The 25,470-nt window shown below is 65.3% G+C and carries 28 protein-coding genes; 9 read left to right on the top strand and 19 right to left on the bottom strand.

Going from position 1 to position 25,470, the window contains the following annotated elements; all coding sequences use genetic code 11:
* Positions 1-16 precede the first annotated feature (16 nt).
* The 7 genes from PU724_RS17960 (at position 17) to PU724_RS17990 (ending at position 8,716) form a co-directional block, all read left to right on the top strand.
* Positions 17-1,003 (top strand): ABC transporter permease, encoded by a 987-nt coding sequence (locus tag PU724_RS17960; protein WP_426213462.1) that lies wholly within the window; start codon positions 17-19, stop codon positions 1,001-1,003.
* A gap of 1 nt (position 1,004) precedes the next feature.
* A complete protein-coding gene (locus PU724_RS17965) occupies positions 1,005-1,985 on the top strand; it encodes a sugar-binding transcriptional regulator (RefSeq protein ID WP_354423212.1) in 981 nt (326 codons plus the stop codon).
* Positions 1,975-2,970, top strand: coding sequence for an aldo/keto reductase (locus PU724_RS17970; RefSeq protein WP_354423214.1), 996 nt, complete (start codon positions 1,975-1,977; stop codon positions 2,968-2,970). Before PU724_RS17965 ends, PU724_RS17970 begins: the two co-directional genes overlap by 11 nt.
* Positions 2,971-3,033: 63 nt before the next feature.
* A complete protein-coding gene (locus PU724_RS17975; protein ID WP_354423216.1) occupies positions 3,034-4,842 on the top strand; it encodes a glycerol-3-phosphate dehydrogenase/oxidase in 1,809 nt (602 codons plus the stop codon).
* Positions 4,754-5,596 carry a class I fructose-bisphosphate aldolase gene (locus PU724_RS17980; protein WP_354423218.1) on the top strand — a complete coding sequence of 281 codons (843 nt, stop codon included), beginning with the start codon at positions 4,754-4,756 and terminating at the stop codon, positions 5,594-5,596. The genes PU724_RS17975 and PU724_RS17980 overlap by 89 nt, the downstream gene beginning before the upstream one ends.
* Entirely contained in the window at positions 5,589-7,112 is a 1,524-nt protein-coding gene (locus PU724_RS17985) for an FGGY-family carbohydrate kinase (RefSeq protein WP_354423220.1), read from the top strand. The genes PU724_RS17980 and PU724_RS17985 overlap by 8 nt, the downstream gene beginning before the upstream one ends.
* Positions 7,109-8,716, top strand: coding sequence for a GMC family oxidoreductase (locus PU724_RS17990; protein ID WP_354423222.1), 1,608 nt, complete (start codon positions 7,109-7,111; stop codon positions 8,714-8,716). Before PU724_RS17985 ends, PU724_RS17990 begins: the two co-directional genes overlap by 4 nt.
* A gap of 15 nt (positions 8,717-8,731) precedes the next feature.
* Here PU724_RS17990 and PU724_RS17995 read toward each other — a convergent pair whose 3' ends face one another.
* Both PU724_RS17995 and PU724_RS18000 read right to left on the bottom strand, forming a co-directional pair.
* Entirely contained in the window at positions 8,732-9,088 is a 357-nt protein-coding gene (locus PU724_RS17995; RefSeq protein ID WP_127282062.1) for a YciI family protein, read from the bottom strand.
* Positions 9,085-9,381, bottom strand: a complete 297-nt coding sequence (locus PU724_RS18000; RefSeq protein WP_426213441.1) for a hypothetical protein — start codon at positions 9,379-9,381, stop codon at positions 9,085-9,087. Before PU724_RS18000 ends, PU724_RS17995 begins: the two co-directional genes overlap by 4 nt.
* Positions 9,382-9,521: 140 nt before the next feature.
* Between PU724_RS18000 and PU724_RS18005 the strand changes: the two genes are divergently transcribed.
* A complete protein-coding gene (locus PU724_RS18005) occupies positions 9,522-9,947 on the top strand; it encodes an OsmC family protein (RefSeq protein WP_127282064.1) in 426 nt (141 codons plus the stop codon).
* A gap of 215 nt (positions 9,948-10,162) precedes the next feature.
* On the opposite strand, the gene PU724_RS18010 is transcribed toward PU724_RS18005, so the two are convergent.
* The 7 genes from PU724_RS18010 to PU724_RS18040 form a co-directional block, all read right to left on the bottom strand.
* Complete coding sequence (locus PU724_RS18010; RefSeq protein WP_127282065.1) at positions 10,163-10,798, bottom strand: YceH family protein; 636 nt, start codon at positions 10,796-10,798, stop codon at positions 10,163-10,165.
* Positions 10,799-11,036: 238 nt separating this feature from the next.
* Entirely contained in the window at positions 11,037-11,816 is a 780-nt protein-coding gene (locus tag PU724_RS18015) for a succinate dehydrogenase iron-sulfur subunit (protein ID WP_127282067.1), read from the bottom strand.
* Entirely contained in the window at positions 11,817-12,251 is a 435-nt protein-coding gene (locus tag PU724_RS18020; protein ID WP_127282068.1) for a DUF3052 family protein, read from the bottom strand.
* Positions 12,252-12,253: 2 nt separating this feature from the next.
* Entirely contained in the window at positions 12,254-14,086 is a 1,833-nt protein-coding gene (sdhA, locus tag PU724_RS18025) for a succinate dehydrogenase flavoprotein subunit (protein ID WP_354423226.1), read from the bottom strand.
* A gap of 4 nt (positions 14,087-14,090) precedes the next feature.
* Positions 14,091-14,486: a succinate dehydrogenase, hydrophobic membrane anchor protein gene (gene sdhD / locus PU724_RS18030; protein ID WP_354423228.1), complete on the bottom strand. Its 396-nt coding sequence runs from the start codon at positions 14,484-14,486 to the stop codon at positions 14,091-14,093.
* A gap of 2 nt (positions 14,487-14,488) precedes the next feature.
* Positions 14,489-14,908, bottom strand: coding sequence for a succinate dehydrogenase, cytochrome b556 subunit (sdhC, locus tag PU724_RS18035; protein WP_127282071.1), 420 nt, complete (start codon positions 14,906-14,908; stop codon positions 14,489-14,491).
* Between the two features lie 236 nt (positions 14,909-15,144).
* On the bottom strand, positions 15,145-15,585 hold the full coding sequence (locus PU724_RS18040) for a hypothetical protein (protein ID WP_354423231.1): 441 nt from the start codon (positions 15,583-15,585) through the stop codon (positions 15,145-15,147).
* A 258-nt stretch (positions 15,586-15,843) separates the two neighbouring features.
* Here PU724_RS18040 and PU724_RS18045 point away from each other — a divergent pair, with 258 nt between their 5' ends.
* Positions 15,844-16,203 (top strand): hypothetical protein, encoded by a 360-nt coding sequence (locus PU724_RS18045; protein WP_354423233.1) that lies wholly within the window; start codon positions 15,844-15,846, stop codon positions 16,201-16,203.
* Here the strand turns inward: PU724_RS18045 and PU724_RS18050 are convergent.
* The 10 genes from PU724_RS18050 to rplS form a co-directional block, all read right to left on the bottom strand.
* Positions 16,187-17,389 carry a GGDEF domain-containing protein gene (locus PU724_RS18050; RefSeq protein WP_354423235.1) on the bottom strand — a complete coding sequence of 401 codons (1,203 nt, stop codon included), beginning with the start codon at positions 17,387-17,389 and terminating at the stop codon, positions 16,187-16,189. The genes PU724_RS18045 and PU724_RS18050 overlap by 17 nt on opposite strands.
* Positions 17,390-17,470: 81 nt before the next feature.
* Positions 17,471-18,667, bottom strand: a complete 1,197-nt coding sequence (locus PU724_RS18055; protein WP_127392716.1) for a GGDEF domain-containing protein — start codon at positions 18,665-18,667, stop codon at positions 17,471-17,473.
* A 171-nt stretch (positions 18,668-18,838) separates the two neighbouring features.
* Complete coding sequence (leuC, locus tag PU724_RS18060; RefSeq protein WP_127422165.1) at positions 18,839-20,248, bottom strand: 3-isopropylmalate dehydratase large subunit; 1,410 nt, start codon at positions 20,246-20,248, stop codon at positions 18,839-18,841.
* Between the two features lie 84 nt (positions 20,249-20,332).
* On the bottom strand, positions 20,333-20,461 hold the full coding sequence (locus PU724_RS18065) for a hypothetical protein (protein ID WP_281035228.1): 129 nt from the start codon (positions 20,459-20,461) through the stop codon (positions 20,333-20,335).
* Between the two features lie 352 nt (positions 20,462-20,813).
* Positions 20,814-21,449, bottom strand: coding sequence for a class I SAM-dependent DNA methyltransferase (locus tag PU724_RS18070; protein WP_354423238.1), 636 nt, complete (start codon positions 21,447-21,449; stop codon positions 20,814-20,816).
* A gap of 59 nt (positions 21,450-21,508) precedes the next feature.
* A complete protein-coding gene (locus tag PU724_RS18075) occupies positions 21,509-22,324 on the bottom strand; it encodes an amino acid ABC transporter permease (protein WP_128345961.1) in 816 nt (271 codons plus the stop codon).
* 269 nt (positions 22,325-22,593) lie between these two features.
* Positions 22,594-23,391 (bottom strand): transporter substrate-binding domain-containing protein, encoded by a 798-nt coding sequence (locus PU724_RS18080; protein WP_127394182.1) that lies wholly within the window; start codon positions 23,389-23,391, stop codon positions 22,594-22,596.
* 169 nt (positions 23,392-23,560) lie between these two features.
* Positions 23,561-24,052 (bottom strand): MarR family winged helix-turn-helix transcriptional regulator, encoded by a 492-nt coding sequence (locus PU724_RS18085; protein ID WP_354423241.1) that lies wholly within the window; start codon positions 24,050-24,052, stop codon positions 23,561-23,563.
* Positions 24,049-24,483: an organic hydroperoxide resistance protein gene (locus PU724_RS18090; protein WP_292105817.1), complete on the bottom strand. Its 435-nt coding sequence runs from the start codon at positions 24,481-24,483 to the stop codon at positions 24,049-24,051. Before PU724_RS18090 ends, PU724_RS18085 begins: the two co-directional genes overlap by 4 nt.
* Positions 24,484-24,655: 172 nt before the next feature.
* Positions 24,656-25,192, bottom strand: a complete 537-nt coding sequence (rplS, locus tag PU724_RS18095; protein WP_127282082.1) for a 50S ribosomal protein L19 — start codon at positions 25,190-25,192, stop codon at positions 24,656-24,658.
* Positions 25,193-25,470: the final 278 nt, after the last annotated feature.

The following is a 25,470-nucleotide window of genomic DNA, read 5'->3' on the forward strand; positions in this document are numbered from 1 at the left end:
CATCGTGGGGGACAGTATGGATAGCACGACGCAAGCTGCCCGGATGGGGCTCGGCGCAAGGTTCGGCGGCCTGATCAGGATGCGTGAGACCGGCCTGATCCTCATCATCGCCGTGCTGTTTGCCGTCATGTCGTTCGCATCGCCCTATTTCCTGACCTGGGACAATATGCGGGCGATGGCGATGGCCTTCGCCGTGGAAGGCATCGTCGTGGTCGGCATGACGATCCTGCTGATTTCCGGCGGCATCGACCTGTCGGTCGGTTCGGTCACCGCGCTCGCCATGGTGGTCGCCGGCCTGCTTTTCCTCAACGGGATGGACCCCTGGCTGGCGTCGCTGGTCGCGATAGCGGCGTGCGCTGCCATCGGCGCCTTCATGGGATTCTTCGTCACCAGGGTGGGGCTGCACCATTTCATCGTCTCGCTGGCGGTGATGGTGATTGCACGCGGGCTCTGCCTGCTCGGCACCGGCGGCCGCCCGCTGGGGCTCTACACTCTGCCGCCTGAGTTCAAGTTCATCGGCCAGGGCGCGGTCGGCGGCATTCCGGTCGTCATCATCATCTTCATCGTCTTCGTTATCCTGTCCGACTTCATGCTGCGCCGCACGACGATGTTCCGCAAAGTCTTCTACACCGGCAGCAACGAGAAGGCGGCGGCCTACTCCGGCATCCGCACCAGGAAAGTCGTGTTCCTGACCACGACGCTGTGCTCGACATTGTGCGGCTTTGCCGGCGTCATCTACATGGCCCGCTTCGGCTCGGCCCAGCCGACATTCGGCGCCGGCATGGAGCTGAACGTCATCGCCGCAGCGGTGATCGGCGGCGCCAGCCTGACCGGCGGCATCGGCACCATTCTCGGCGCCATCCTCGGCACCGTCCTTTTGTCCGTCGTTTCAAGCTCGCTCGCCCTGCTCGACGTGTCCGTCTATTGGCAGGACATCATCCGCGGGTCCATTCTGCTGACGGCGGTCACCGCCGACTATTACTTCAACAAGCGGCGGGGCTGAGATGGCGGACAGCAGGGAAGATTTCGAGACGATCCGGCAGATCCACACTGTGCTGGTGCTGCATTTCGTCGACGGCATGAAGCAGAACGACATCGCCGCAGCGCTCAACCTGTCGGCGTCCAAGGTGAATCGGCTGATCGCCCAAGGGCGCAAGCTCGGCATGCTGAGGATCGCCGTCGAGAGCCCGTTCCAGGCCCTGGTCGATATCGAAAGGCAGCTGATCGAAATTGCCCGCCTGGCAGGAGCGATCGTGACGCCGACCGTGGCCGGCAGTCCCGAAAGCACGCTGCAGCAAGTGGGGCGCGCGGCGGCCAACCAGTTGCTCGAGACCTTGCGCGACGGCGACGTCATCGCCATTACCGGCGGCAAGGCGATCAGCGCCCTCGCCGAGAACCTGCAGCCGGAGCGCGCCTTCGACGTCACCGTCGTGCCGCTGACCGGCGGCGTCCAGGGCAAGCACTATACCGACGTCAACCATCTGGCGACGCGCCTCGCCGAGCGGCTCGGCGGTTCCAGCATGCTCCTGCATGCGCCGCTGTTCGCCGAGAGCCGGGAGCAGCGCGACCTGCTTCTGGAGATGGCGTCGGTGCGCGAGATCTTCGACCTGGCGCGCAAGGCGGCGATCGCGCTGGTCGGCATCGGCTCGATCCAGACGCCTGGATCGAGCTACTACGACCTTCGCCCAGGCCTCGACCCCGACCGCGAGAAGCTGGTCGCCAGCGGCGCGGTCGGCGAGTTCCTTGCGCATCTGATCCGCGATGACGGCACGCTGGCGGATTATCCGCCCAACGACCGCCTGGTCGCGCTGGCGCCTTCGGAACTCGGTCGCTGCCGGACGGTGATGGGCGTCGCCAGCGGCGCCGAAAAGGTCGGGCCGATCCGCGCCGCGCTGCGCGGCAATTATCTCAAGTCTCTGGTCGTCGACGAAGAAACGGCCAACGCAGTCCTGAACAATGCGGGGAGCCTACGCAATGTCGCCTGAAATGTTGACGCGCAGCATTGGCGCGTCGGGAATCTCCGCCTCCGCGATCGGTCTCGGCACCTGGGCCATCGGCGGCTGGATGTGGGGCGGCACCGACGAGGCGCAGTCCATCGACACCATCCGCGCCTCGATCGACGAAGGCGTTTCGCTGATCGACACCGCGCCGGCCTACGGCCAGGGCCTGTCGGAGGAAATCGTCGGCAAGGCGATCAAGGGACGCCGCGGCGAGGTCGTGCTGGCCACCAAGCTCGGACTGATCTGGCACGCAAAAAAGGGCAATCACTTCTTCGACTATGACGGCGCGCCGGTGCATCGCTATCTCGGCGCCGACTCCGTGGTCTACGAAGTGGAGCAGAGCCTGCGCCGTCTCGGCACCGACCACATCGACCACTATATTACCCACTGGCAGGATTCGACGACGCCGGTCGCCGAGACCATGGAAGCGCTCGATCGCCTCAAGACCCAAGGCAAGATCCGCTCCATCGGCGCCAGCAATGTCGGGGTTGCGGATGTCGAAGCCTATCTCGCCGCCGGCCAGCTCGACGCGGTCCAGCAGCAATACAGCATGGTGGTGCGCGACATGGAGCGCGACCTGCTGCCTTTCTGCGCGGACAACAATGTGTCCGTGCTCAGCTACTCCTCGCTGGCGCTCGGCCTGTTGTCGGGCAGGATCGGTCCGGACCGCGTCTTTACCGGCGATGACCAGCGCAGGGACAATCCGTGGTTCTCGCAGGCCAACCGCCGCAAGGTCGCGACGCTGATGGAAGAGATACGGCCGATTGCCGAGGCACACGGCGCGAGCGAGGCGCAGATCGTCATCGCCTGGACGCTGCAGCAGCCGGGCATCACCTTCTCGCTTTGCGGCGCCCGCAGCCCGCAGCAGGCCAGGGAGAACGCGCAGGCCGGCCGCATCAGATTGTCCGGACAGGAGATCAGCCAGATCAGCGAGGCCGCCAGCCGCCATCTGACAAATCTCGACGCCTGACCGCCACCTGTGAATCCGAAACAAATCGAGCTGCCGTCCGCCGGACGGCCGAACGGCGAAGCCATGCCTGACCAGAGAAGCCTCATCCTCGACAAGATTCGCCACAATGGCGCGTTCGATGTCGTCGTCGTGGGCGGCGGCATCAACGGCATCGGCGTTTTCCGCGAGCTGGCGCTGCAGGGCCTCAAGGTGCTGCTGGTCGAGCGCAGCGATTTCTGCTCGGGCTGCAGCGCGGCCCCTTCGCGCATGATCCACGGCGGTCTGCGCTATCTCGAGAATGGCGAGTTCGGCCTGGTGCAGGAATCGTTGCGCGAGCGCGATGCGCTGCTGGCCAACGCGCCGCACATGGTGCGGCCATTGCCGACGACGATTCCGATCCGCACCGTCTTCTCCGGTCTGATGAACGGCGCGGCCGGTTTTCTCGGGCTTTCCGAGGCGCCTTCCAGTCGCGGCGCGCTGGCGATCAAGGCGGGGCTCGCGCTCTACGACTGGACGACGCGCAAGCGCCGGGTGCTGCCGCGCCACAAGTTCCGCGGCGCCAGGACGACATTCGCGCAATGGCCTGCGCTCGACCCGAAACTGCGCTTTTCCGCCACCTACTACGACGCCTGGATCAGCTATCCGGAACGGATTGGCATCGAACTGCTGCTCGATGCCGGACGCCTGGCGCCCGGCAGCCTCGCGCTCAACCGCGCCCAGATCACGCGCGCCGGTTCGGCCTTCGAACTTACCGACATGACGACCGACGCGCGCTTCCCTGTCAGCGCCAAGGCAATCGTCAACGCGACGGGCGCATGGCTCGATTCGGCGATCGCCCGGCTCGACGCATCCGGAAACCCCGCGGCACCGCTCGTCGAGGGCACCAAGGGCTCGCACCTCATCCTCGACAACGAGCCGCTTTACCAGGCCCTTGGCGGCCACATGATTTTCTTCGAGAACGCCGACGGCCGGATCTGCATCATGTTTCCCTATCTCGGCAAGGTGCTGGTCGGCTCGACCGATATTCGCGTCAGCGAGGCCAGCCGCGTGCGCTGCGAACCGGCGGAAGCCGATTACATACTGGCGGCGGCGCGGCTGGTCTTTCCGGCTATTCCGGTTCACGCCTCCGACGTCGTGTTCGCCTATAGCGGCATCCGGCCACTGCCGAAGAGCGACCATGCCTTCACCGGCAGGATCTCGCGCGGCCATTCCGTGCATCGCATTGCCGGCGACATCCCGCAGTTCTGCATGATCGGCGGCAAATGGACGACCTTCCGCGCCTTCGCCGAACAGGCGGCCGACGCAGTGCTGGCCGAGCTTGGCCGCGAACGCCTTTGCGGCACGCTGACCATGCCGATCGGCGGAGGCCTCGGCTTTCCCGGGGATCCGGCGTCGCTGGCGGCCGATCTGGCTGGCGAGTTTGCGCTCAGCGGCGACCGCGCCGCCTATCTTGTCGACCGCTACGGCAGCGGCGCGCGCGACATCGCCCTGTTTTGCGTCGGCCGTCCCGACGATATCAGGCTGGACGGCAGGACCGAAACGACGGCAGCCGAAATCGTCTACCTGATCCGGCATGAGTTCGTGACCTGCCTGTCCGATCTTGTCCTGCGCCGCACATCGCTTGCCATTCGCGGCGACATCTCGATGGCGACCATCGAACGCATCGCCGAGGCAGTGGCCACCGAGCGCGGCTGGAGCGATCGGCAGCGCGACGGCGAGGTGCAAAGCCTGGTTGCCGAACTCGACACCTATCACGGCGTCTCGCAGGAGATGCTCGACCAACGCACGATTTCAGGAGCAGAAGATGAAGGTCAGCGCCAAGGCCCGCATGAACCGGATGTTCACCAACGGCAATTGCCTCGACGTGGCGCTCGATCACGGCGTCTGCAATGAACCGGGTTTTCTCGTCGGCCTGGAGGACATGCCGCGCGTCATCGACACGCTGGTCGCGGCAGGATCGGACGCGCTGCAGCTCGCCTACGGGCAGGCCGATTTGCTGCAATCGCGACCGGATAAGAACAAGCCGGCGCTGGTCATGCGCATCGACATGGGCAATCCCTACAATGTCCAGCGCCACCGCGTGATGTGGTCGATGCTGCAGAACCATGACGAGCCGATCATCGGCGCGCTGGAGATGGATGCGGCCTGCGTCGTCGTCAACCTGTTCATGCTGCCTGACGAGCCGGAGCTGTTTCGCCAATGCGTCGAAAACATCAGCAAGGTCCGCGCCGCCTGCCACAGATACGGCATGCCCTTGATGATCGAGCCGCTGGTGATGCTGCCCAACGATGTGCGCGGCGGCTATCAGGTCGACGGCGACGCCGAGAAGATCGTTACCCTGGTGCGGCTCGCCGCCGAAATGGGCGCCGACATCATCAAGGCCGATCCGACCGACCGGCCTGAGGATTTCCACCGCGTCGTCGAGGCGGCGCGCGTGCCGGTGCTGGTGCGCGGCGGCGGCAAGGACGACCTCAGGACGGTGCTGGCAAAATCGTCGGCCCTGCTCAGACAAGGCGCCAAGGGGCTGGTCTATGGCCGCAACATCTATCAGCATGCCAACCCGAAGGCGGTGGTCAACGCGCTGATGGCGATGATCCACAAGGACGCCGGCGGCGAAGAGGCCTGGGATATCTACAACAATGGCTGATCAGGCCGCATATCTGCTCGGTCTCGACGCCGGCAACACCATCATCAAGGCGGTGCTGTTCGACCTCGCCGGGCGGCAGGTCGCCATGCACACCGTCGCCGGGCGCTCGCACACGCCGCAGCCCGGCTATGTCGAACGCGACCTCGGCGATATGTGGGCCGCTGCGCGCGACGCCATCCGCCGCTGCATTGCGCAGGCTGGTATCGACGCGCGCCAGATCGCCGCTGTCGGCTGCGCCGGCCATGGCAACGGCCTCTATCTGATCGACCGCGCCGGCGCCCCGCTGATCGGCATCCAGTCGCTCGACACCCGCGCCGCCGGCATGGCGGCGGAGCTGGCTTCGCGCAACGCCGGCGCACTGCACGCGATCTGCCTGCAAAAGCCCTGGCCGGCGCAGACGCCAACCTTGCTGGCCTGGGTCAAGCAGCATGACCCCGACCTTTATGCCGCGACCGGCACGGCGATGCTGTGCAAGGATTTCATCGCCTTTTGCCTCACCGGAGAGCAGGTGAGCGATGTCTCCGACATGTCCGGCTGCGGCCTCGTCCGCATGCCCGAAGGCGTCTATGATGCCGAGCTTCTGGCGCTCTACGGCATCGAGGACGCGCAGGCAAAACTGCCGCGGCTGCTCGACAGCGCCGACATTGCCGGCACGGTCACCGCCAGCGCGGCCGAAGAGACCGGGCTGGCAGAAGGCACGCCGGTCATCGCCGGCTATTTCGATGTCGTCGCCAGCGCCATGGGGGCCGGCGTCGTGCGCCCCGGCGAAGCCTCGATCATCGCCGGCACCTGGTCGGTCAACCAGGTTTTCTCCACCGCGCCGGTTGTCGATCCCGATGTTTTCATGGTGGCGCGGTTCGGCCCCGGACGCTTCGTCAACATCGAATCCAGCGCGACATCGGCCGCCAATCTTGAATGGTACGTGCGTGAATTCGTCGAGCGCGGCAGCCACCTCGGCGATCCGTTCCGCCATTGCAACGCGGCTGTCGGCGAAGTAACGCCGGCCTGGGACGACCCGATCTTCCACCCGTTCCTCTACGGCTCGGGCCAGGGCGCCGAGTTCCGCGCCGGCTTCTACGGCCTGGCCGGCTGGCATGGCGAAGGCCATCTGCTGCGCGCGCTGTTCGAAGGCGTGATGTTCGAGCACCGGCGCCACATCGATGTGTTGAAAGACGCCGGCGTCGGCTTCGACAAGGCGGTGCTGTCCGGCGGCGGCTCACGCAGCGAGCACTGGCCGCAAATCTTCGCCGACGGGCTCGGCGTGCCGATCACCGTTCCTGAAGCCCGCGAGACCGGCGCGCTTGGCGCGGCGATTGGCGCCGGCGTGGCGGTCGGACTGTTCGCCGACTATGAGTCCGGCGTCGACGCCATGACCCGTCCGCGCGCCGCCTACCGTCCGGATCCGGCCATGCAGCGTCACTATGCCAGGCGTTATCGCGCCTATTGCGGCCTCGCCGATACGCTGCGATCGTTCTGGACCGAACAGGCCGCAGGACCAGGCAGAGCAGCAGAATGACCCCAAGGCTGGACGGCGACTACGACTCCATCATCGTCGGCGCGGGTACCGCCGGCTGCGTGCTGGCCAACCGCCTGAGCGAAGATCCGGCGACGCGCGTGCTGCTGCTCGAGGCCGGCGGCAGCGACAATTACCACTGGGTGCACATTCCTGTCGGCTATCTTTATTGCATCGGCAATCCGCGCACCGACTGGATGATGAAGACGGCGCCGGAAGCCGGCCTGAACGGCCGCTCGCTGGTCTATCCCAGGGGCAAGGTGCTGGGCGGCTGCACCTCGGTCAATGGCATGATCTACATGCGTGGCCAGGCTGCGGACTATGATGGCTGGCGGCAGATGGGCAATGTCGGCTGGGGCTGGGACGACGTGCTGCCCTATTTCCTCAAATCCGAAGACCATCATGGCGGCAAGACCAGGCTGCATGGTTCCGGCGGCGAATGGAAAGTGGCGCGGCAGCGCCTGTCCTGGCCGATCCTGAACACGGTGCAGGACGCGGCGAAGGAATTCGGCATCATGCCGCGCGAGGATTTCAACGACGGCGACAATGAGGGTTCCGGCTTCTTCGAGGTGAACCAGAGCAGGGGCGTGCGCTGGAACACCGCCAAGGCATTCCTGCGCCCGGCGCTGCGGCGGCCCAACCTGCGGCTGGTCGCCAAGGCGCATGTCGAGAAGGTGCTGTTTGAGGGCAAGCGGGCTACCGGGGTCAGCTACCTCGCCGGCGGCGAGGCACGCCAGGCCAGCGCCGGACGAGAGGTGTTGCTGACGGCCGGGGCGATCAACACGCCGAAACTGCTGGAGCTTTCCGGTGTCGGCCAGCCGGACCGCCTCGCCTCGCTCGGTATCGATTTGGTTCACGCCAGCCCCGATGTCGGTGAGAACCTGCAGGACCACCTGCAGATCCGCACCGTCTATAAAGTGTCGTCGGCGCTGACGCTCAACACCCTTGCCAACAGCCTAAGCGGCAAGGCGCGGATCGCGCTGCAATATGCGTTTGCCCGGTCGGGACCGATGTCGATGGCGCCAAGCCAGTTCGGCATGTTCAGCAAATCCGATCCGTCGATGGCGACGCCGGATCTGGAATACCACGTCCAGCCCTTGTCGACGGACCGGCTGGGCGACCCGCTGCACCCGTTCCCGGCGATCACCATGTCGGTCTGCAATTTGCGGCCCGACAGCATCGGCTCCGTACATGCCACGACACCTGAATTGGCCGTGCAGCCGGAAATCCGGCTGAACTACCTCTCCACGGTGCGCGACCGCGAGATCGCGCTGCGCTCGGTGCGCCAGGCGCGCAAGATCATGACCGCAAAGGCGCTTGCCGACTTCCATCCGGAGGAAATCCTGCCCGGTCTCGCCCACCAGTCCGACGACGACCTGCTGCACGAGATCGGCTCGATCGCAACGACGATCTTTCATCCGGTCGGCACCTGCCGAATGGGTGTCGACGATCGCGCCGTCGTCGGCCCCGACCTGTGCGTGACCGGTGTCGAGGGTCTGCGCGTCATCGACGCCTCGATCATGCCGCGCATCGTCTCCGGCAACACCGCCTCGCCCGTGGTGATGATCGCCGAGAAGGCGGCGGACATGATCCGCCGACCTGCATGAACCAGCGGCAACCGGCTATGAGCCCGGTATGTCGTAGATCGCCCTGACCTCGATGGTGCCGAGTTCGGCCAGCGGAATGTCGCCGGCGATCTCCAGCGCCTCGTCGAGGGTCTCGGCCTCGATCATGACGAAGCCGAGCAACTGCTCCTTGGTCTCGGCGAACGGGCCGTCGGTGACCAGTCTTTTCCCGTTGCGCCGCCGCACGCTCTTCGACGTCTTCACCGATTGCAGCGCCTGCGCGATGATCAGCTTGCCTTGTTGATCCAACGATCTGTCATAGGCCAGCGAATCGGCGTCTAGCTTGGCCGATCCTTCCGGGGTCAACGCATACAGGCTCTGTTCCTCGCCATAGACCAGGCAGACATATCTCATTCCGATCTCCCGTGTTGTGATGGACCATAGGATGCGGTGATGATGGTGTCAGCCGCGCCCCCGAACGCCGCCGCATGATCGAGAAGGCATGCCGCGATGCCGATGATGGCGACCGCCGCCAGCAGCCGGCCGAAGCCGGAGGGCGGCGGATCGAGCCAATAGTCTTCCTGTCGCCCGGCCTTGTGCCCAGGGCATTTCCACAGCGCGAAAAACAGATTGTCCATGTGAGCCTCCATCCGGCCGCGAAATCCGTGGCCGCCCGCAGGACGGTCGAGCCCGATGGAAGTCGACATTTTTGCAGGCGGTTTCTTTTAAAAAAGAATTTTGGACGCCGCCGCTCCAAGAGCGCGGTGGCCTTCGCGCGTGCCCGCGCTATAGTTCGGGGGAACGCTGGCGCTCCGCCGGCGCAACCCCGACGATCAAGGAGGATTTCATGGACCGCACCGCGAACGCCGTCTGGAAAGGCAATCTGAAGGAAGGCAAGGGCACGCTCGACAGCCAGAGCGGGGCGCTTAAAGGCACACCCTATTCGTTCAAGGCGCGCTTCGAGGACGAGAGCGGCAAATCCGGCACCAACCCGGAGGAGCTCATCGCCGCCGCGCACGCCGGCTGCTACGCCATGCAGTTCTCGCACTTCCTCGCCGAGAACGGCACGCCCGCCACCGAACTCGACGCCAAGGCGGTGGTGACGCTGGTGCCCGGCACCGGCATCACCGGCAGCGCTCTCACCGTCGTCGGCAAGGTGCCGGGCATCGACGCGGCAAAGTTCAAGGAGCTGGCCGAGAAGGCCAAGGCCGAATGCCCGGTCTCGAAGGCGCTCGGCGCCATCAAGGTTACGCTCGACGCGAAACTGGGGTGATTGGGGTTTTCGTTTGAGGGGCAGCGATCCTTCGCCCCCCTCTCTGCCCTGCCGGGCATCTCCCCCTCAAGGGGGGAGATCAGATGTCGCGCAGGGTTTCGCCAATCGCCGACGTTGTAAGGGGAGCGTCGTCGCTGGAGCTGCCAATCTCCCCCCTTGAGGGGAGATGTCCGGCAGGACAGAGAGGGGGGCCTCGCGACAAGGTATCTGATTGGCTACCCGCCCAGCGCCTCGATCTTCGCCCGCAAAGCCGCGACCTCTTCTTCCAGCGCCCGCACCCTGGCCTCTAGATCGGCATCCGACGCTGACGCAGCCGGCTGCCACGGCGCCGCCGCGACCGCCGACACATCCACCGGCCCTGCGAGCAGATGCACATAGCGGTCTTCGCGCTGGCCTGGCCCGCGCGGTATCTCCTGAACGAGCGGCGGCCGGCGGCCGATCAGCATGTCGAGTTCACCGCGCAAATCCTCGATCGACGAAAACCGCGCCATGCGCTCACTTCGCGCCAACAGCTCATATGCGGTCTGCGGCCCGCGCAACAGGAGCAGCCCGACCAAGGCGGTCTGCGGCGTGGTCAGCGAGAATCGCTGCGCCATCTGATGCTCATAGCGCTCCACGCGCGAACCGAACATCTGCCGCACCAGCCCCTTCTGCTCAAGCAGCTTCAGGGCCCGGTGCACCTCGGTCTGTTCCAGCGCCATCACCGGCTCGCGCGCCGTCTTCTGGTTGGCGGCGGCAAGCGCGGCATTGAGCGTCAGCGGATAGACATCCGGCGTTAACTCCTTCTTCTCGATCAGGCAGCCGAGCACGCGCGCCTCGGCGGGAGAGAGGATGGGAAGGTCTTCGCTCATTGCATGCTATCCTTTCTGACGCTGGCGGGACAGCGCCCCCCTCTGTCCTGCCGGACATCTCCCCCACCTGGGGGGAGATCAGCAGCTTCGCCGACCGCGCTTCATCCTTCAACCTTGGAGATAGGCGAAAGCCCTCATGACAGCCAATCTCCCCACCCGTGGGGGAGATGTCCGGCAGGACAGAGGGGGGCGCGAAGGATCGCCGCGTTTGAGGTTCTCGTGGGTTATCCCGCCAAGCCTAAACCCGCCGCTCCACCATCATCTTCTTGATCTCGGCGATCGCCTTGGCGGGATTGAGCCCCTTGGGGCAGGTCTGCGCGCAGTTCATGATGGTGTGGCAGCGATAGAGCCGGAACGGGTCCTCGAGATTGTCGAGCCGCTCGCCCTTGGCCTCGTCGCGGCTGTCGATCAGCCAGCGATAGGCCTGCAAGAGCACCGCCGGGCCGAGATAGCGGTCGCCGTTCCACCAGTAGCTCGGGCAGGACGTCGAGCAGCAGGCGCACAGGATGCATTCGTAGAGCCCGTCGAGCTTCTCGCGGTCCTCATGGCTCTGCAGCCATTCCTTGGCCGGCTCCGGCGACACCGTCTTCAGCCACGGCTCGATCGAGGCGTGCTGGGCATAGAAATTGGTGAGGTCGGGAACCAGGTCCTTGATCACCGGCATATGCGGCAGCGGATAGACTTTCACCGCGCCGGAAATGTCGTCGCAGCCCTTGGTGCAGGCGAGCGTGTTGGAGCCGTCGATGTTCATGGCGCAGGAGCCGCAAATGCCTTCGCGGCAGGAGCGGCGCAGCGTCAGCGTCGGGTCGATCTTGTTCTTGATGTAGAGCAGCGCGTCGAGCACCATCGGTCCGCAATCGTCCATGTCGACGAAATAGGTGTCCATGCGCGGGTTCTCGTCATCGTCCGGCGACCAGCGGTAGATGCGGTATTCGCGAAGATTGGTGGCGCCTTCCGGCTTCGGCCAGGTCTTGCCCTGCTGAACTTTCGAATTCTTGGGAAGCGTGAGTTCGACCATTTACCTGCGGTCCTTTCGGATGACGAGCTTCAGCCCGGACCAGATTTCATTCACGGCGGCAACCTTGACGTCGACCAGGTCGCGCTTCAGCGCCTCGGCGCGGATGACGTCCTCGGTGACGTCGGTCGCCACTTTCGACGCCTTCTTCGGCCATGAAACCCAGACCATGCCATCGCGCTTGATCGCCGTCTCGATGCCGGCAAGGCCGTCCTCGATCTCGGCGCGCTGCCGGGTGAAGGCATGCACGGCATCGTATTTCTGGCGGCCTGAAATCTCCGACCAGTCGGCCAGCCGGTCGATCGCGGCAAAGTCCACAGCTCCGGCAAGATCATCCAGCTCCGGCGGCAGCGCGATGAAGGCGGCGACCATGCCGTCCTTCAGGCCGAGCTTGGCCGGAAGCGGGGTGCCGGAATATCCCGTTGCCGCCAGCGCCATCGTCAGTACACCCTGGCCTTCGGCGCAATCTTGGCAAGGCTGATGCCGCCGTCCTTTTCGGCCAGCAGCGGCTCGGTGTGCACCGGGCGATAGGTCAGCGTCACCTTGCCGTCCTCGCCGAGATGGGCCAGCGTGTGCTTGCGCCAGGTGGCGTCGTCGCGGGCCGAGAAATCCTCGCGCGCATGCGCGCCGCGGCTCTCCTTGCGCGCCTCGGCGCCGTAGACCGTGGTGATGGCGTTGGCCATCAGGTTTTCCAGCTCCAGCGTCTCGACCAGATCCGAATTCCAGATCATCGAGCGGTCGAACACTTTTATGTCCTTGAGCTCGCCCCAGATCTGCGAAATCCGCTTGCAGCCGTTTTCCAGCGATTCCTGCGTTCGGAACACCGCCGCGTCTTCCTGCATCGCCTTCTGCATCTTTTCGCGAAGCACCGCCGTCGGCGTCGAGCCGTTGGCGTGGCGAAGCCGGTCGAAGCGGTCCATGATCTTCTCGACCGAGGCTTCGTTCGGCGACGGGATTGCCGACTTGCGGTCGATCACCTGGCCGGCGCGGATCGCCGCGGCGCGGCCGAACACGACGAGATCGATCAGCGAGTTGGAACCCAGCCGGTTGGCGCCGTGCACCGAGGCGCAGCCGGCCTCGCCGACCGCCATCAGGCCTGGCGACACTCTGTCCGGGCTCGCGGCTGTCGGGTTGAGCGCCTCGCCCCAGTAGTTGGTCGGCACGCCGCCCATATTGTAGTGCACCGTCGGCAGCACCGGGATCGGATCCTTGGTGAGGTCGACGCCAGCGAAGATCTTCGCCGACTCCGAGATGCCGGGCAGCCGCTCGTGCAGCACCGCCGGATCGAGATGGTCGAGGTGCAGGAAGATGTGGTCCTTGTTCTTGCCGACGCCGCGTCCCTCGCGGATCTCCAGCGTCATACAGCGCGAGACGACGTCGCGCGAGGCGAGGTCCTTGGCCGACGGCGCGTAACGCTCCATGAAGCGCTCACCCTCGGAATTGACGAGGTAGCCGCCTTCGCCGCGCGCACCCTCGGTAATCAGGCAGCCGGCGCCATAGATGCCGGTCGGGTGGAACTGCACGAACTCCATGTCCTGCAGCGGCAGCCCGGCGCGGGCGGCCATGCCGCCGCCGTCGCCGGTGCAGGTATGCGCCGACGTCGCCGAGAAATAGGCGCGGCCGTAGCCGCCGGTCGCCAGCACCACCATCTTGGCCGAGAAGCGGTGGATGGTGCCGTCGTCGAGGTTCCAGGCGACGACGCCGGTGCAGGTGCCGTCCGGCTCCATGATCAGGTCGAGCGCGAAATACTCGATGAAGAACTGAGCGTTGTTCTTCAACGACTGGCCGTAGAGCGTGTGCAGGATGGCGTGGCCGGTGCGGTCGGCGGCGGCGCAGGTGCGCTGCACCGGCGGGCCGTCGCCGTAGTTCATCATGTGGCCGCCGAACGGCCGCTGGTAGATCTTGCCTTCCTCGGTGCGCGAAAACGGCACGCCGTAATGCTCGAGCTCGTAGACGGCGGCCGGCGCCTCGCGCACCATGTACTCCATGGCGTCGACATCGCCCAGCCAGTCCGAGCCCTTGACGGTGTCGTACATGTGCCACTGCCAGGAATCCGGGCCCATGTTGGAGAGCGAGGCGGCGATGCCGCCTTGCGCCGCCACCGTATGCGAGCGCGTCGGGAACACCTTGGTGATGCAGGCGGTGCGCAGGCCCTGCTCGGCCATGCCGAGCGTGGCGCGCAGGCCGGCGCCGCCGGCGCCGACGATCACCACGTCGAACTTGTGGTCGACGAAAGTGTAGGCGGAATTGGCTGATTTCGCGTCCTTGGCCAAAATGTCAGCCTCCGAATGCCAGTTTGAGCAGGGCGAAGAGCGAGGCGACGCCGACCGCTACGGAAAAGAATGTGTTGAGCGCGATCAGCGCCAGCTTCATGCCTTCGCCATGCACGTAATCCTCGATGATCACCTGCATGCCGAGCCGCATGTGGTAGAGGCCGGAAATCAGCACCAGCGCCAGCACCAGCGCCACGAACGGATTGGCGAGCGCCGCCCGCACTTCCGCGTAGCCGTGGCCGTTGAGCGCGATCAGGAAGCCGACGAAGAACAGGATCAGCGGGATGTTGGCGATCGCCGTCAGCCGCTGGCGCCAGAAATGGCCGGTGCCCTCGCGGGCGGAGCCGAGGCCGCGCGCCTTGGCCAGCGGCGTGCGCATGTCGGTGTTCTTGCCGCTCATGGTCAGGCTCCCCGCGCCATGTAGCCGGCGATCCAGATCAGCAGCGTGAGCAGGATCGAGCCGGCCAGTGTCGCCCAGGCGATTTTCGAGGCGGTGTGCTTCTCGAGCCCGGCGCCGGTGTCCCAGACCAGGTGGCGTATGCCGCCCAGCATGTGATGCATCAGCGCCCAAGTGTAGCCGAACAGCACCAGCCGCCCCAGCCACGAGCCGAAGGCCCAATTGACCCAATCGAAGGTGGCCTCGGAGCTCGCCGCCGCCATCAGCCAGAACGCCACCAGCAGCGTGCCGAAATAGAGCGCGCCGCCGGTGATGCGATGGATGATCGACATCGTCATGGTGATCGGCGGCCGATACACGGTGAGGTGCGGCGAAAGTGGCCGTTCACGTCTGGCAAATTCGCGGGTGGCTGGTGATTTGCTCATGGCTCCCCCAGTTCGGCGTCTCCTGGAGCCTCAGTGGAAAGGCGGCATTGCCGCCTTCGGTTGCGACTTCGGACAGCCGGTTTCTAATGCTCTTTTTGCACCGCGTCAAAGCCGGAAAATCGTTTTGGAAACGTCATTTAGTCTGACAAAAAGGCCGGCTTTTGCTTCAATCGATTAGGGCGAGGCCGAAAGCCGGCGCAATGTTTCGCTGCAGTGCGGCATGCCGATGAAGATTGCTACCTTCTGCAGGTGAGCGGCGTCGATCCTTTCTTCATCAGCAGCGCCTCGCGTCCGTCGATCACAACTGCGTCATGCGTCGCCGCCGCCTGGTAGCGGCTGCTCTGGTTGGCGGGCGATGCCGCAAACTCCTCGGTCCAGCCATCCGGCCCCGAGACACGCAGCGACGTGCCGAGATTTTGGATCGAGATCACGGAGCCATTGCATCTGTAGGTGGCCATGCCGACAGCCGATCGCGGCGCAGTCAGGTCGGTGGCGATCTTGGCTGCGGATGCCGGAGCAGGTGCTGGAGGCGCCGCGGGTGCGGTGGACTGCAGGACCGGAGCAGGAGAGACCGCAGCCGATGCCGCCTTGGGCGCGCCGTCCTGCGGCACGCAGCCTGCGGCTGCAGCGAGCAACGGAGCAAGGAGCAATCCCCGAACCAAGCGGCGTGACGCCATGTGCTGCCCCTCCTGTGCGCGGCACGCTAGCCACGATGTCGTTCCCGATCAAGCTCACCCGGCTCAAACGGTCGGTGAGGTGGCGCGATGGTGCGGGCAAGCATGGCCGAAAGATGGCCACTCCGTCTGCCGAAATTAACCATGTTTGTTAAAGTCCGACTGAGAAAACGTCCCGGCTCTTAACAAAGGTTAAGAAAAGGTTAATTTCCGATTCGAACAGGCTCCAGACCGAAACGGTCGAAGCAAACGGAGGGTGCCATGCGTTCGAATGCGAGCAGACTGCGCCTTGCGGCGCTTGCGCTGGCGGCACTTGCCGTCGGCTCCACGGCGCCGGCCGAGGCCGGGCTGCGCCACCACGACCGCGTCTATGCCGATTCCTTCGGCAACCTCGTCATCGACAGCGCCGCCGGCTACAAGCGCATCATCGTCGGCGAAGGCAGGCACGCCAAGGAACTCTCGAACTTTACCAGTGCCGGCGAGCCCGACGTGATCTACGAGAACGAATCCGACGAGACCGTTGGCCGCGGCTGCTATCAGCCGCCGGTTTTCATCAAGGGCCGCTCCTATATGTACGGCCTGTCCGACGGCGAGATGCCGAACCTCAGCCCCTGCCGTTGAAGACGGGGGACGCCTGCCGTCCGGCCGGCCCGGCCGAGACGCGCACGCAATCGCGGCCGCCGCCCTTGGCCTGATAGAGCGCCTCGTCGGCGCGCCGCAACAGATCGGAAAAACCCTCACCCGCGCCAAGCTCGGCGACGCCGAAGCTGGCGCTGCAGCGGTGCTCGGCCGGCAGGGTGTCGATCGGCAGGGCGCCGAAAGCGCTGCGCGCGCCTTCGGCGAACAGCCGCGCGGCCGCGAGATTGGTGCCCGGCAGGATGATCGCAAACTCCTCGCCGCCGATGCGCCCGGCGACGTGATGGTCGGCCGCCGCCTCGCGCAGGAAGCCGGCGAAGGTCTCGATCACCCGGTCGCCGCAGGCGTGGCCGAAATTGTCGTTGATGCCCTTGAAATGGTCGAGGTCGGCGATCACGAGCGCCACCGGAACGCCACGGCGCGCGGCATCCCTCAGGGTGATTTCGGCATGACGTTCGAAGCCGCCGCGGTTGAGCAGCCTGGACAGCGCGTCGGTTTCCGATTTCGACGTCGCCTCGGCCAGCACATCGCGCACCAGTATGGCCAGCGCAAGCAGCGCCAGCGCCAGGCCGAAAACGGTGCCGAGCGATTGCGACACCAGCGCGTAGCTCGTCTGCACATAGGATTGCGGGTCGGCGCCGCGGCCGCCCAGCACATGCGCGATGAAGGGCTTGGAGGCGAACTGCAGCGCGCTGGCCGTCAGCACGGCCATCAGTATGGTGTCGAGCCGCTCGCGCCTTTGCCTTGACGACCAGACGATGCCGAGCGCGGTGAACTGCATGACGGCGTAGGGAAGCTGATAGGCCATCATCGCCGTCAGCGACTGGCGCGGCAATTCCTGCACCAGATAGACGGCGACGGAGGCGATGGCCAGGAAGAACAGCATCGGCCACCAGGGCGGCGCCACGCCGTATTTATGCGCAAGTCCGCCATTGAAGACGATGGTGGCGCCGAGGAAGACGGCAAAGGCCGCGACCACCGGGAGCCGGGCATTGTCGAAGGCGGGAATGACGAATTCGAGCGCGAAATAGGCCATGCCCAGCACATAGCCGAGGGCCAGCCAGCGCGCCGACACCCGGCTTTTGTCGTAGATGGCGATCGTCATGAACGCCGCCGCCAGCAGTCCGGCGACGAACAGGTTGATCACGAGGATGACGTCCGCGCTGCCCATGGTCCAAAAACCCCCGCCGACAGCAAAGCATCGACGGGCGAAAAAGACGTTAACGTCGGGTCATGATCGGGCTGCTTGGCCTCACCCGACGCTGGCGGGCTCCGGCACGAAGACCGTTTCGGGGCGCTCATAGGACAGGCGCACGCTGTCGCGGCCGTTCTTCTTGGCCTTGTAGAGCGCGTCGTCGGCGCGGCGCATCAGCGGCGCCAGGCCTTCGTCGCCGGTGCGAGCGGCGACGCCGAAGCTCGCCGTCACCCTGACGCCTCGCGGCAGGCTGGCGACGCCGCCGGACGAATAGAGCGAGCGGATCGCCTCGGCGAACAGGCGGGCCGAGGCCAGGTCGCACAGCGGCAGCAGCACGGCGAACTCCTCGCCGCCGATGCGGCCGGCAGCGCCGCGCGTGCCGGTGGCGAAGCTCAGCTTGGCGGCGAAGTCGGCGATCACCCTGTCGCCGACCGCGTGCCCGTGCTGGTCGTTGAGCGCCTTGAAGTGGTCGAGGTCGGCAAGCACCATGGCGACGGGGAATTTCGCCTTGGCGCACTGGTCGAGCAGCAGCGCCGCCCGCTCCTCGAAGCCGCGGCGGTTGAGCAGGCCGGACAGCGGATCGGTATGGGTCTCGGCCTTCAGCGCCTTCAAGACGTCGAGCGCGGCCGCCGAGAACAGGGAAAGCGCGATCAGCAGCGACAGCAGCGCATGCGAGAGCAGCGCCGTCGTCCAGTAGGACGAGCCGTAGAATCCGTCATAGCTCGGGAACGGCCCGTGCGCGATGACGACGATCAGGGTTCGGACGACGAAGTTCAATCCCGAAAGCAGCGACAGCACGAACAGGATCTTCTCGGTCGGGCCGTTGCCGCGCACCGTGCGCAGTTCCGCGGCGACCAGCAGGCTGAGGGCGCCGAAACCGAAATTCATCGACAGGATGCGCCAAGTGAGATCCGGCTGCACGAACATGAACCATGAAAAGGCGGCGAGCCCGCCGCCGGTGGTGAGCGCGATGCCGACATAGGGGACGCGTCGCCCGTAGCGCGCAACGATCGCGCTGGAGAGGCAACAGCCGGCCGCCGTGAAGCATATGTTGGAGACAAGCTTGGTCAGCACCATCCCGACAGGAAGGGTGAAATACTGGAACAGGAAGCCGGGGGCCGACAGGCAGTAGCTCGTGGCCAGCACCGCCAGGTAGGGGCGATGGCGCTGATGGAACCACAGGACGAGGAACGCGGCGCCAAGCGCCAGCGCGATCGTCGGGTTGAGCAGCGCTATGAGCAGACCCGTGTCCAAACGACTGTGATTTCCCCGCTTACGTGAGGGAAGATGCTAAAGCGCAAGCCCAAACAAGCGGTTAAGCGAAGGCCGCCTTTCCGAAAAAACCGGCGGCGCGGCAAAGAAAAACCCCGAGCCACCTGGATGGTTCGGGGTTTTGACCTCGTCCGTATGCGAATGCCGCGGCTGCTATTTCCAGTCGCGGATGTCGACGAAATGGCCGGCGATCGCGGCCGCCGCGGCCATGGCCGGCGACACCAGATGGGTGCGGCCCTTGAAGCCTTGCCGGCCCTCGAAATTGCGGTTCGAGGTCGAGGCGCAGCGCTCATGCGGCTTCAGCCGGTCGTCGTTCATGGCGAGACACATCGAGCAGCCCGGCTCGCGCCAGTCGAAGCCGGCGGCGAGGAAGATCTTGTCCAGCCCCTCGGCCTCCGCCTGTTCCTTGACCAGGCCGGAGCCCGGCACGATCATGGCGTTGACGCGCGGATTGACCTTTCTGCCCTCGACCACCTTGGCGGCGGCGCGCAGATCCTCGATGCGGCCATTGGTGCAGGAGCCGATGAAGACGCGATCGAGCGCGATGTCGGTGATCTTGGTGCCGGGCGTCAGCCCCATATAGTCGAGCGCGCGCAGCTTCGACGAGCGCTTGTTCTCGTCGGTGATCTCTTCCGGATTGGGCACGAAGCCCTGCACCGAGACGACATCCTCGGGCGAGGAGCCCCAGGAGACGATCGGCGGCAGCTTCTGCGCGTCGAGCACGACCACCTTGTCGAAATGCGCGCCTTCGTCGGAATGCAGCGTCTTCCAATAGGCAAGTGCGGCATCCCAGGCCGCGCCCTTCGGCGCGCGCGGCTTGTCCTTGACATAGGCGAAGGTCGTCTCGTCCGGCGCGATCAGGCCGGCGCGCGCGCCGCCCTCGATCGACATGTTGCAGATCGTCATGCGGCCTTCCATCGACAGCGCGCGGATCGCCTCGCCGGCATATTCGATGACGTAGCCGGTGCCGCCGGCGGTGCCTATCTCGCCGATGATGGCGAGGATGATGTCCTTGGCGGTGACGCCTTCCGGCAGCGTGCCGTCGACGCGCACCAGCATGTTCTTGGCCTTGCGCTGGATCAGCGTCTGCGTCGCCAGCACATGCTCGACTTCCGACGTGCCGATGCCATGCGCCAGCGCGCCGAAGGCGCCGTGCGTGGAGGTGTGGCTGTCGCCGCAGACGATGGTCATGCCGGGCAGGGTGAAACCTTGCTCCGGGCCGATGATGTGGACGATGCCCTGGCGGATGTCGTTCTCGGAATAATAGTCGATGCCGAAATCCTTGGCGTTCCTGGCCAGCGCCTCGACCTGGATGCGGCTTTCCTCGTTCTTGATGCCGAACTTGCGCTCGGGCGAGGTCGGCACATTGTGGTCGACCACGGCCAGCGTCTTTTCCGGATGCCGGACTTTTCTGCCGCTCATGCGCAGGCCCTCGAAGGCCTGCGGGCTGGTCACCTCGTGAACGAGATGGCGGTCGATGTAGAGCAGGCAGGTGCCGTCGTCCTGGCGGTCGACCAGATGGTCGTCGAAGATCTTGTCGTAGAGGGTGCGCGGTGCGCTCATGTGCGTAAATCCGTCGATATGAAAAAGGGAAGAAGCCGGTGCCGGGCCATGCAAGCCCGGCAAGGGCGACGAGGCGAAGACGGCCTAGCTAAGTCGGCTGGTGAGCGCGCCGCAAACGCGCGCGGCAAATCGCGACGGCAGGCGCTTTCTGTCCTGCAGCACGAAACCCTTGTAGGCCGGATCGCCGAAAAGCTCTTCCATGGCGCTGCTCATATCAATGTTTTGTCTTTTCGGCAATTAGCGGCTTGGCCGTGCAGCGCTTGGGTTCCTCGCCCGCACTTCTTCAGCGGGAAGAAAGGCACCAAGGTCGGCGAACTCGCGCCTTTCCTCTCCCCCGTCGATCGGGGGAGAGGTGGCGAGCGAAGCTCGACGGAGTGGGGGTCGATCTGGCGCGGCCATTGTTATTTCGGCCGAGCAATGCTTCGGCTTGATCGGGCTCCATGGCGAGTAGTCAGCGGCGGCGCATTTGAGGACCGCCGTCCCCCACTCCGTCACTGCTTCGCAGCGCCACCTCTCCCCCCTCCGGAGGGAGAGGAAGCGGAGCCAAGATCGGCGAGCTCACCGCTCACACCACCTCAAACACAAACGTCTTCACCAGCGCCTCCGGATCACCGATCGCATAGCAACGGAACCACGGGCTTTCCTCGACCGGCCGCCATTTCTCCTCCCGCTCAAGGCTGTCGAAGACATCTTGAAATCCGCCGCTCTCGAACACCTGGTCGCGCACCGTGAAGATGGCGTGGCCACCGCGTCGGGTGATGTGCACCAGCTCATGCAGGCCAGATGCCGGCGCATGGCCGATGGTGAACACGCCGGTCGAGAAGAAGGCGCGGAAATGGCCGTCCGGCCAAGGCAGCGGCCCGCCGAGCATCGCCTTCTTCAGCTCGCTGTAGGCGTTGCGGCTGCCGGCGATCTTCAGCATGTCGTCGGAGAGATCGAGCCCGGCAATGTCGGCATAGCCAAGCGCCTTCAGCGACGGGCCGGAGAGGCCGGTGCCGCAGCCGGCGTCGAGCAGCGGGCCTGCGCCGACAGGCACATGGCGCGCCACCCAGGCGGTGATCAGGAACGGCAGCAGATAGCCGAGCGACGCGGTCTCGCTGTCATAGGTCGCGGCCCATTCGGCATAGGCCTTGGCGAGCGCCTCCGGCGTGTCGGCCGTATAGACGGAATCCAGCGCCGCATTGGCCTTGTCGAAATCCACCAAATTGTCCTCCTCCGCTGGCGCGCGGGACGGATCGTAGCGCGGTCTTTGTTGGACTTCTATTCCTGGTGCTGGCGGCGCAGCCGCTGCTCCAGCGCCCTGAGCGCCAGCGACAGGCCGACGGTGAGGATCAGGTAGATATAGGCGACGATCGAATAGGTCTCGAAGAAGCGGAACGAACCGGCGGCATAGACCTTGCCCATCTGGGTGATGTCAGCGACGCCGAGCACCGAGACCAGCGAGGAATCCTTGACCATGGCGACGAAGTCATTGCCGAGCGGCGGCAGGATGGTGCGGATCGCCTGCGGGAACACGATCAGCCGGAAGCGCTGCGCGCGCGTCAGTCCGAGCGCCTTGGCCGCCTCGATCTGGCCCTTCTCGACCGACTGGATGCCGGCGCGGAACACTTCCGAGATGAAGGCGGAATAGCCGATGGTCAGCGCCATGATGGCGCGCCACAAAAGCGAGACGTCGCGCACCAGCAGTTCGCCGAGATAGCCGGCGCTTTGCAGCGGCGCGGTCAGGGCGTTCCACGCAGCGACGACGGCCGGCGCGCCGGCGAACGCGATCCAGAACAAGAGCACCAGGATCGGCACTCCGCGGATGATCTCGACATAGAAGCGGGCGATCTGGCGAAGCACCCGCGAGCTCGACAGCCCCATCAGGGCGATGCCCAGCCCGATCGCCGAGGCCAGCGCGAAGGCGACCACGGTGACGAAGACGGTGATGCCGATGCCCTTGGCGACGGTGGCGAAGACCTGGGCGTAGAGGTCGCTCGACGCAATGAACAGCGCCGCCGCCAGCGCCAGCGCCAGGGCGGCGGCCAGCCACCAGGGGAATTCGGCTTTGGCGGAGGAGGTTGCGGGCGTTGCCATCAGGCGAGCCAAGCGGAGCCAGATCTACGGAGGCTGCGTTCCGGCACACCCCCCTCTGCCCTGCCGGGCATCTCCCCCGCAAGGGGGGAGATTAGCAGCTTCGGCCTCACTGCCCATCCTACAGCGTTGGAGATTAGCGAAAGCCGAGGCGACATCTGATCTCCCCCCTTGCGGGGGAGATGTCCGGCAGGACAGAGGGGGGTGGGAAGAAACGAGGCTTTCGCGGTCTTTCGTCCGCGGCCGTAGGACACCGCTGTCAACAAGAAGCCCTACTGCCCCATCTTGTAATCAAGGAACCACTTCTTGTTCAGCGCATCGAGCGTGCCGTCGGCCTTGAGCGAGGCGATCGCGGCGTTGACCGGCTTCACCAAGTCCGATCCCTTGGGGAAGATGAAGCCGAAATCCTCGGTGCCGAGCGGCCCGCCGATCAGCTTCAGCTTGCCTTCCGAAGCGTCGACATAGCCCTTGCCGGCGGTGCCGTCGGTCAGCACCACGTCGACGTCGCCCGACTTCAGCGCCTGCACCGTGGCGCCGAACGTCTCGAACAGTTTTATGCGCGGGTTCTGCTCGTTGCCGTCGAGCACGCTGTAGACGGCGGTGTAGAAGGGCGTGGTGCCGGCCTGCGCGCCGATCAGCCCGTCCTTGAAGGCGCCGAAGGTCTTGGCGTCGGTGAAGCGGCTTTCATCGCCGCGCACCAGCATGAACTGCTCCGAACGCATATAGGGGTCGGAGAAGTCGACCTTCTCCTTGCGGTCGTCCTTGATGGTGATGCCGGTCATGCCGATGTTGTACTGGTTGTCGGAAACCGCCTGAATCATCGCGTCCCAGGAGGTGTTCTGGTACTCGACCTTGAAGTTCAGCCGCTTGGCGATCTCGTCCATCGCGTCATATTCCCAGCCGATCTGCTTGCCGGTTTTGGAATCGATGAACTGCAGCGGCGGATAGGCGTTCTCCGTCACCACCACCACTTTCTTGCCGCCGAGGTCGGGAAGCGTCTCGGCCAACGCGGCGACAGGCGCGAGAAGGCAGGCCAGCACGGTCGCCAGCAGCAGTTTCGATTTTGTCATGACACGCTCCAGAACTTGAAACGCCCCGCGAAGGCGCGGGGCTTGCAGGAAAATCCGGCGCCGACTTTAGCTTTCCGCAAGCGCCTTGCAAGTCGATCCGCAACGCCACGTGGCGGAAGCTGATCCCATGCTCACGACGAAGCGGATTTGCAGCATCTTCGGCGGGTGCCTATTCCGTTGCCTCGCGCAAGCCGGCGACGAGACGGGTGAGCGTTCCATGCAGGGCCTTGAGCTCGGCGCGCTCCATCGGCATGGCGCAGTCGAGGCCCGCCTGCACACCCTTCACGCGGGCGCGCAGCGCCTGCCCCTTGGCCGTCGGCTCGACCAGCACCCTGCGCTCGTCGGCGCTGTCGCGCCTGCGCGTAACGAGACCACCCGCTTCCATCCGCTTGATCAACGGCGTCAGCGTCGCCGAATCCAGGCCCAGCGCTTCGCCAAGCGCGCCGACCGTGCTCGGCGCGCGCTCCCACAGCACCAGCATGGCCAGATATTGCGGATAGGTGAGGCCCAGCGGATCGAGCAGCGGCCGGTAGAGCCTGGTCATCAGCCCGCTCGCCGAATAGAGCGCGAAGCAGAGCTGCTGGTCCAGCCGCGGAACGGCAATCGCCCCGGCGCTATCCGCCGGGACGTCGCTGACGGTCTCTGTGGTTTTTGTTGTCATGCTGCCTTTGCCGGAAGCGCCACGGTCGAAAGCGCAACATCTATGTTGCCCCTGATGGCGTTGGAATAGGGGCAAATCTGGTGCGCCGCCGATACAAGCGCTTCCGCCGCCGCGTGATCAAGGCCTTTCGTTTCCGCCGCCAGCGACACACCGAGCCGGAACCCGCCCTGGCCGTTGGGGTGGAGGCTGACGGTGGCGGTCACCGCGGCGTCTTCGAGCGGCAGCTTCTCCTTGCGCGCGACGAAGCGGATCGCGCTTTCGAAGCAGGCCGCGTAGCCGGCGGCGAAAAGCTGCTCCGGATTGGTGGCGCCGCCCTGCCCGCCCAGTTCCTTCGGCATTGCCAGATCGACCTTGAGCAGCCCGTCGCTGGTCTCGGCGTGGCCGGCGCGGCCGCCGCTGACGCGGGCCTGGGTGGTGTAGAGTGCTGACATAGGTGGTCTCCTGTTATCTTGTGCACGATTACTTAGTGTACAAGATAATTGAATGTCAACCCCGACGTCGTCATCGACGGGCGGAGCCTCGGCCAAATCCAAACGCTTTCGACACCACCAAACGAAAAAAGGCGGCCGAAGCCGCCTTTTCCAAAACGAATTGTCGAGAAGCTTATTCGGCGGCGGCTTCCGCGGCCTTGGCAGCCTCGGCGGCGGCCTTCTTCTCGGCGGCGTCCTGGGCGGCCTTCTCGACCGCAAGCGCCTCGGCGGCGGCGACCTTCTCGGCCTCGATGCGCGCCTTCTCGGCGTTCAGCGCATCACGCTCCTCGTCGTTGAGCTTGCGGGCGCGCACGCCGGTGTTCTCCGAAATGCGGGCCGACTTGCCGCGACGGTCGCGCAGGTAATAGAGCTTGGCGCGGCGCACCTTGCCGCGGCGCACGATCTCGACGCCCTCGACCATCGGCGAGTAGACCGGGAACACGCGCTCCACGCCTTCGCCGTAGGAAATCTTGCGGACGGTGAAATTCTCCTGGAAGCCCGAGCCGGAACGGGCGATGACGACGCCCTCATAGGCCTGGACGCGGGTGCGGCTGCCTTCGGTCACGCGGACCTGGACGCGCACGGTGTCGCCGGGCTGGAATTCGGGAAGCTTGCGCTTGGCTTCGATCTTGGCGGCCTGTTCGGCCTCGAGTTGGCGGATGAGATCCATCTCAAATATCCACTTCTTGTTCTTCCGACAGTCAGAGCGTCCTCGACTCGCCTTGCAGTTCCAATGACCGCTCGGCTATGCCCTTTGTCCAACATAGGACATCGGGCAGGGACGGCTACACCGTCATTGTTGACGGGTTCCGAAAGATTGTTCTTCCGGTTCGGGCGGGCACATACAGCTATTTTGACGCTTTGTCACGCCTTGGCCCTGTCTTTTTTGGCCGCATGCCATCACGCAATTGCCAACCGCGGGGTTGCGCGCGCCCGTCAAGCTTCCTA

The sequence above is a fragment of the Mesorhizobium abyssinicae genome (genome assembly GCF_049887195.1).
Classification (GTDB): Bacteria; Pseudomonadota; Alphaproteobacteria; order Rhizobiales; family Rhizobiaceae; genus Mesorhizobium; species Mesorhizobium abyssinicae.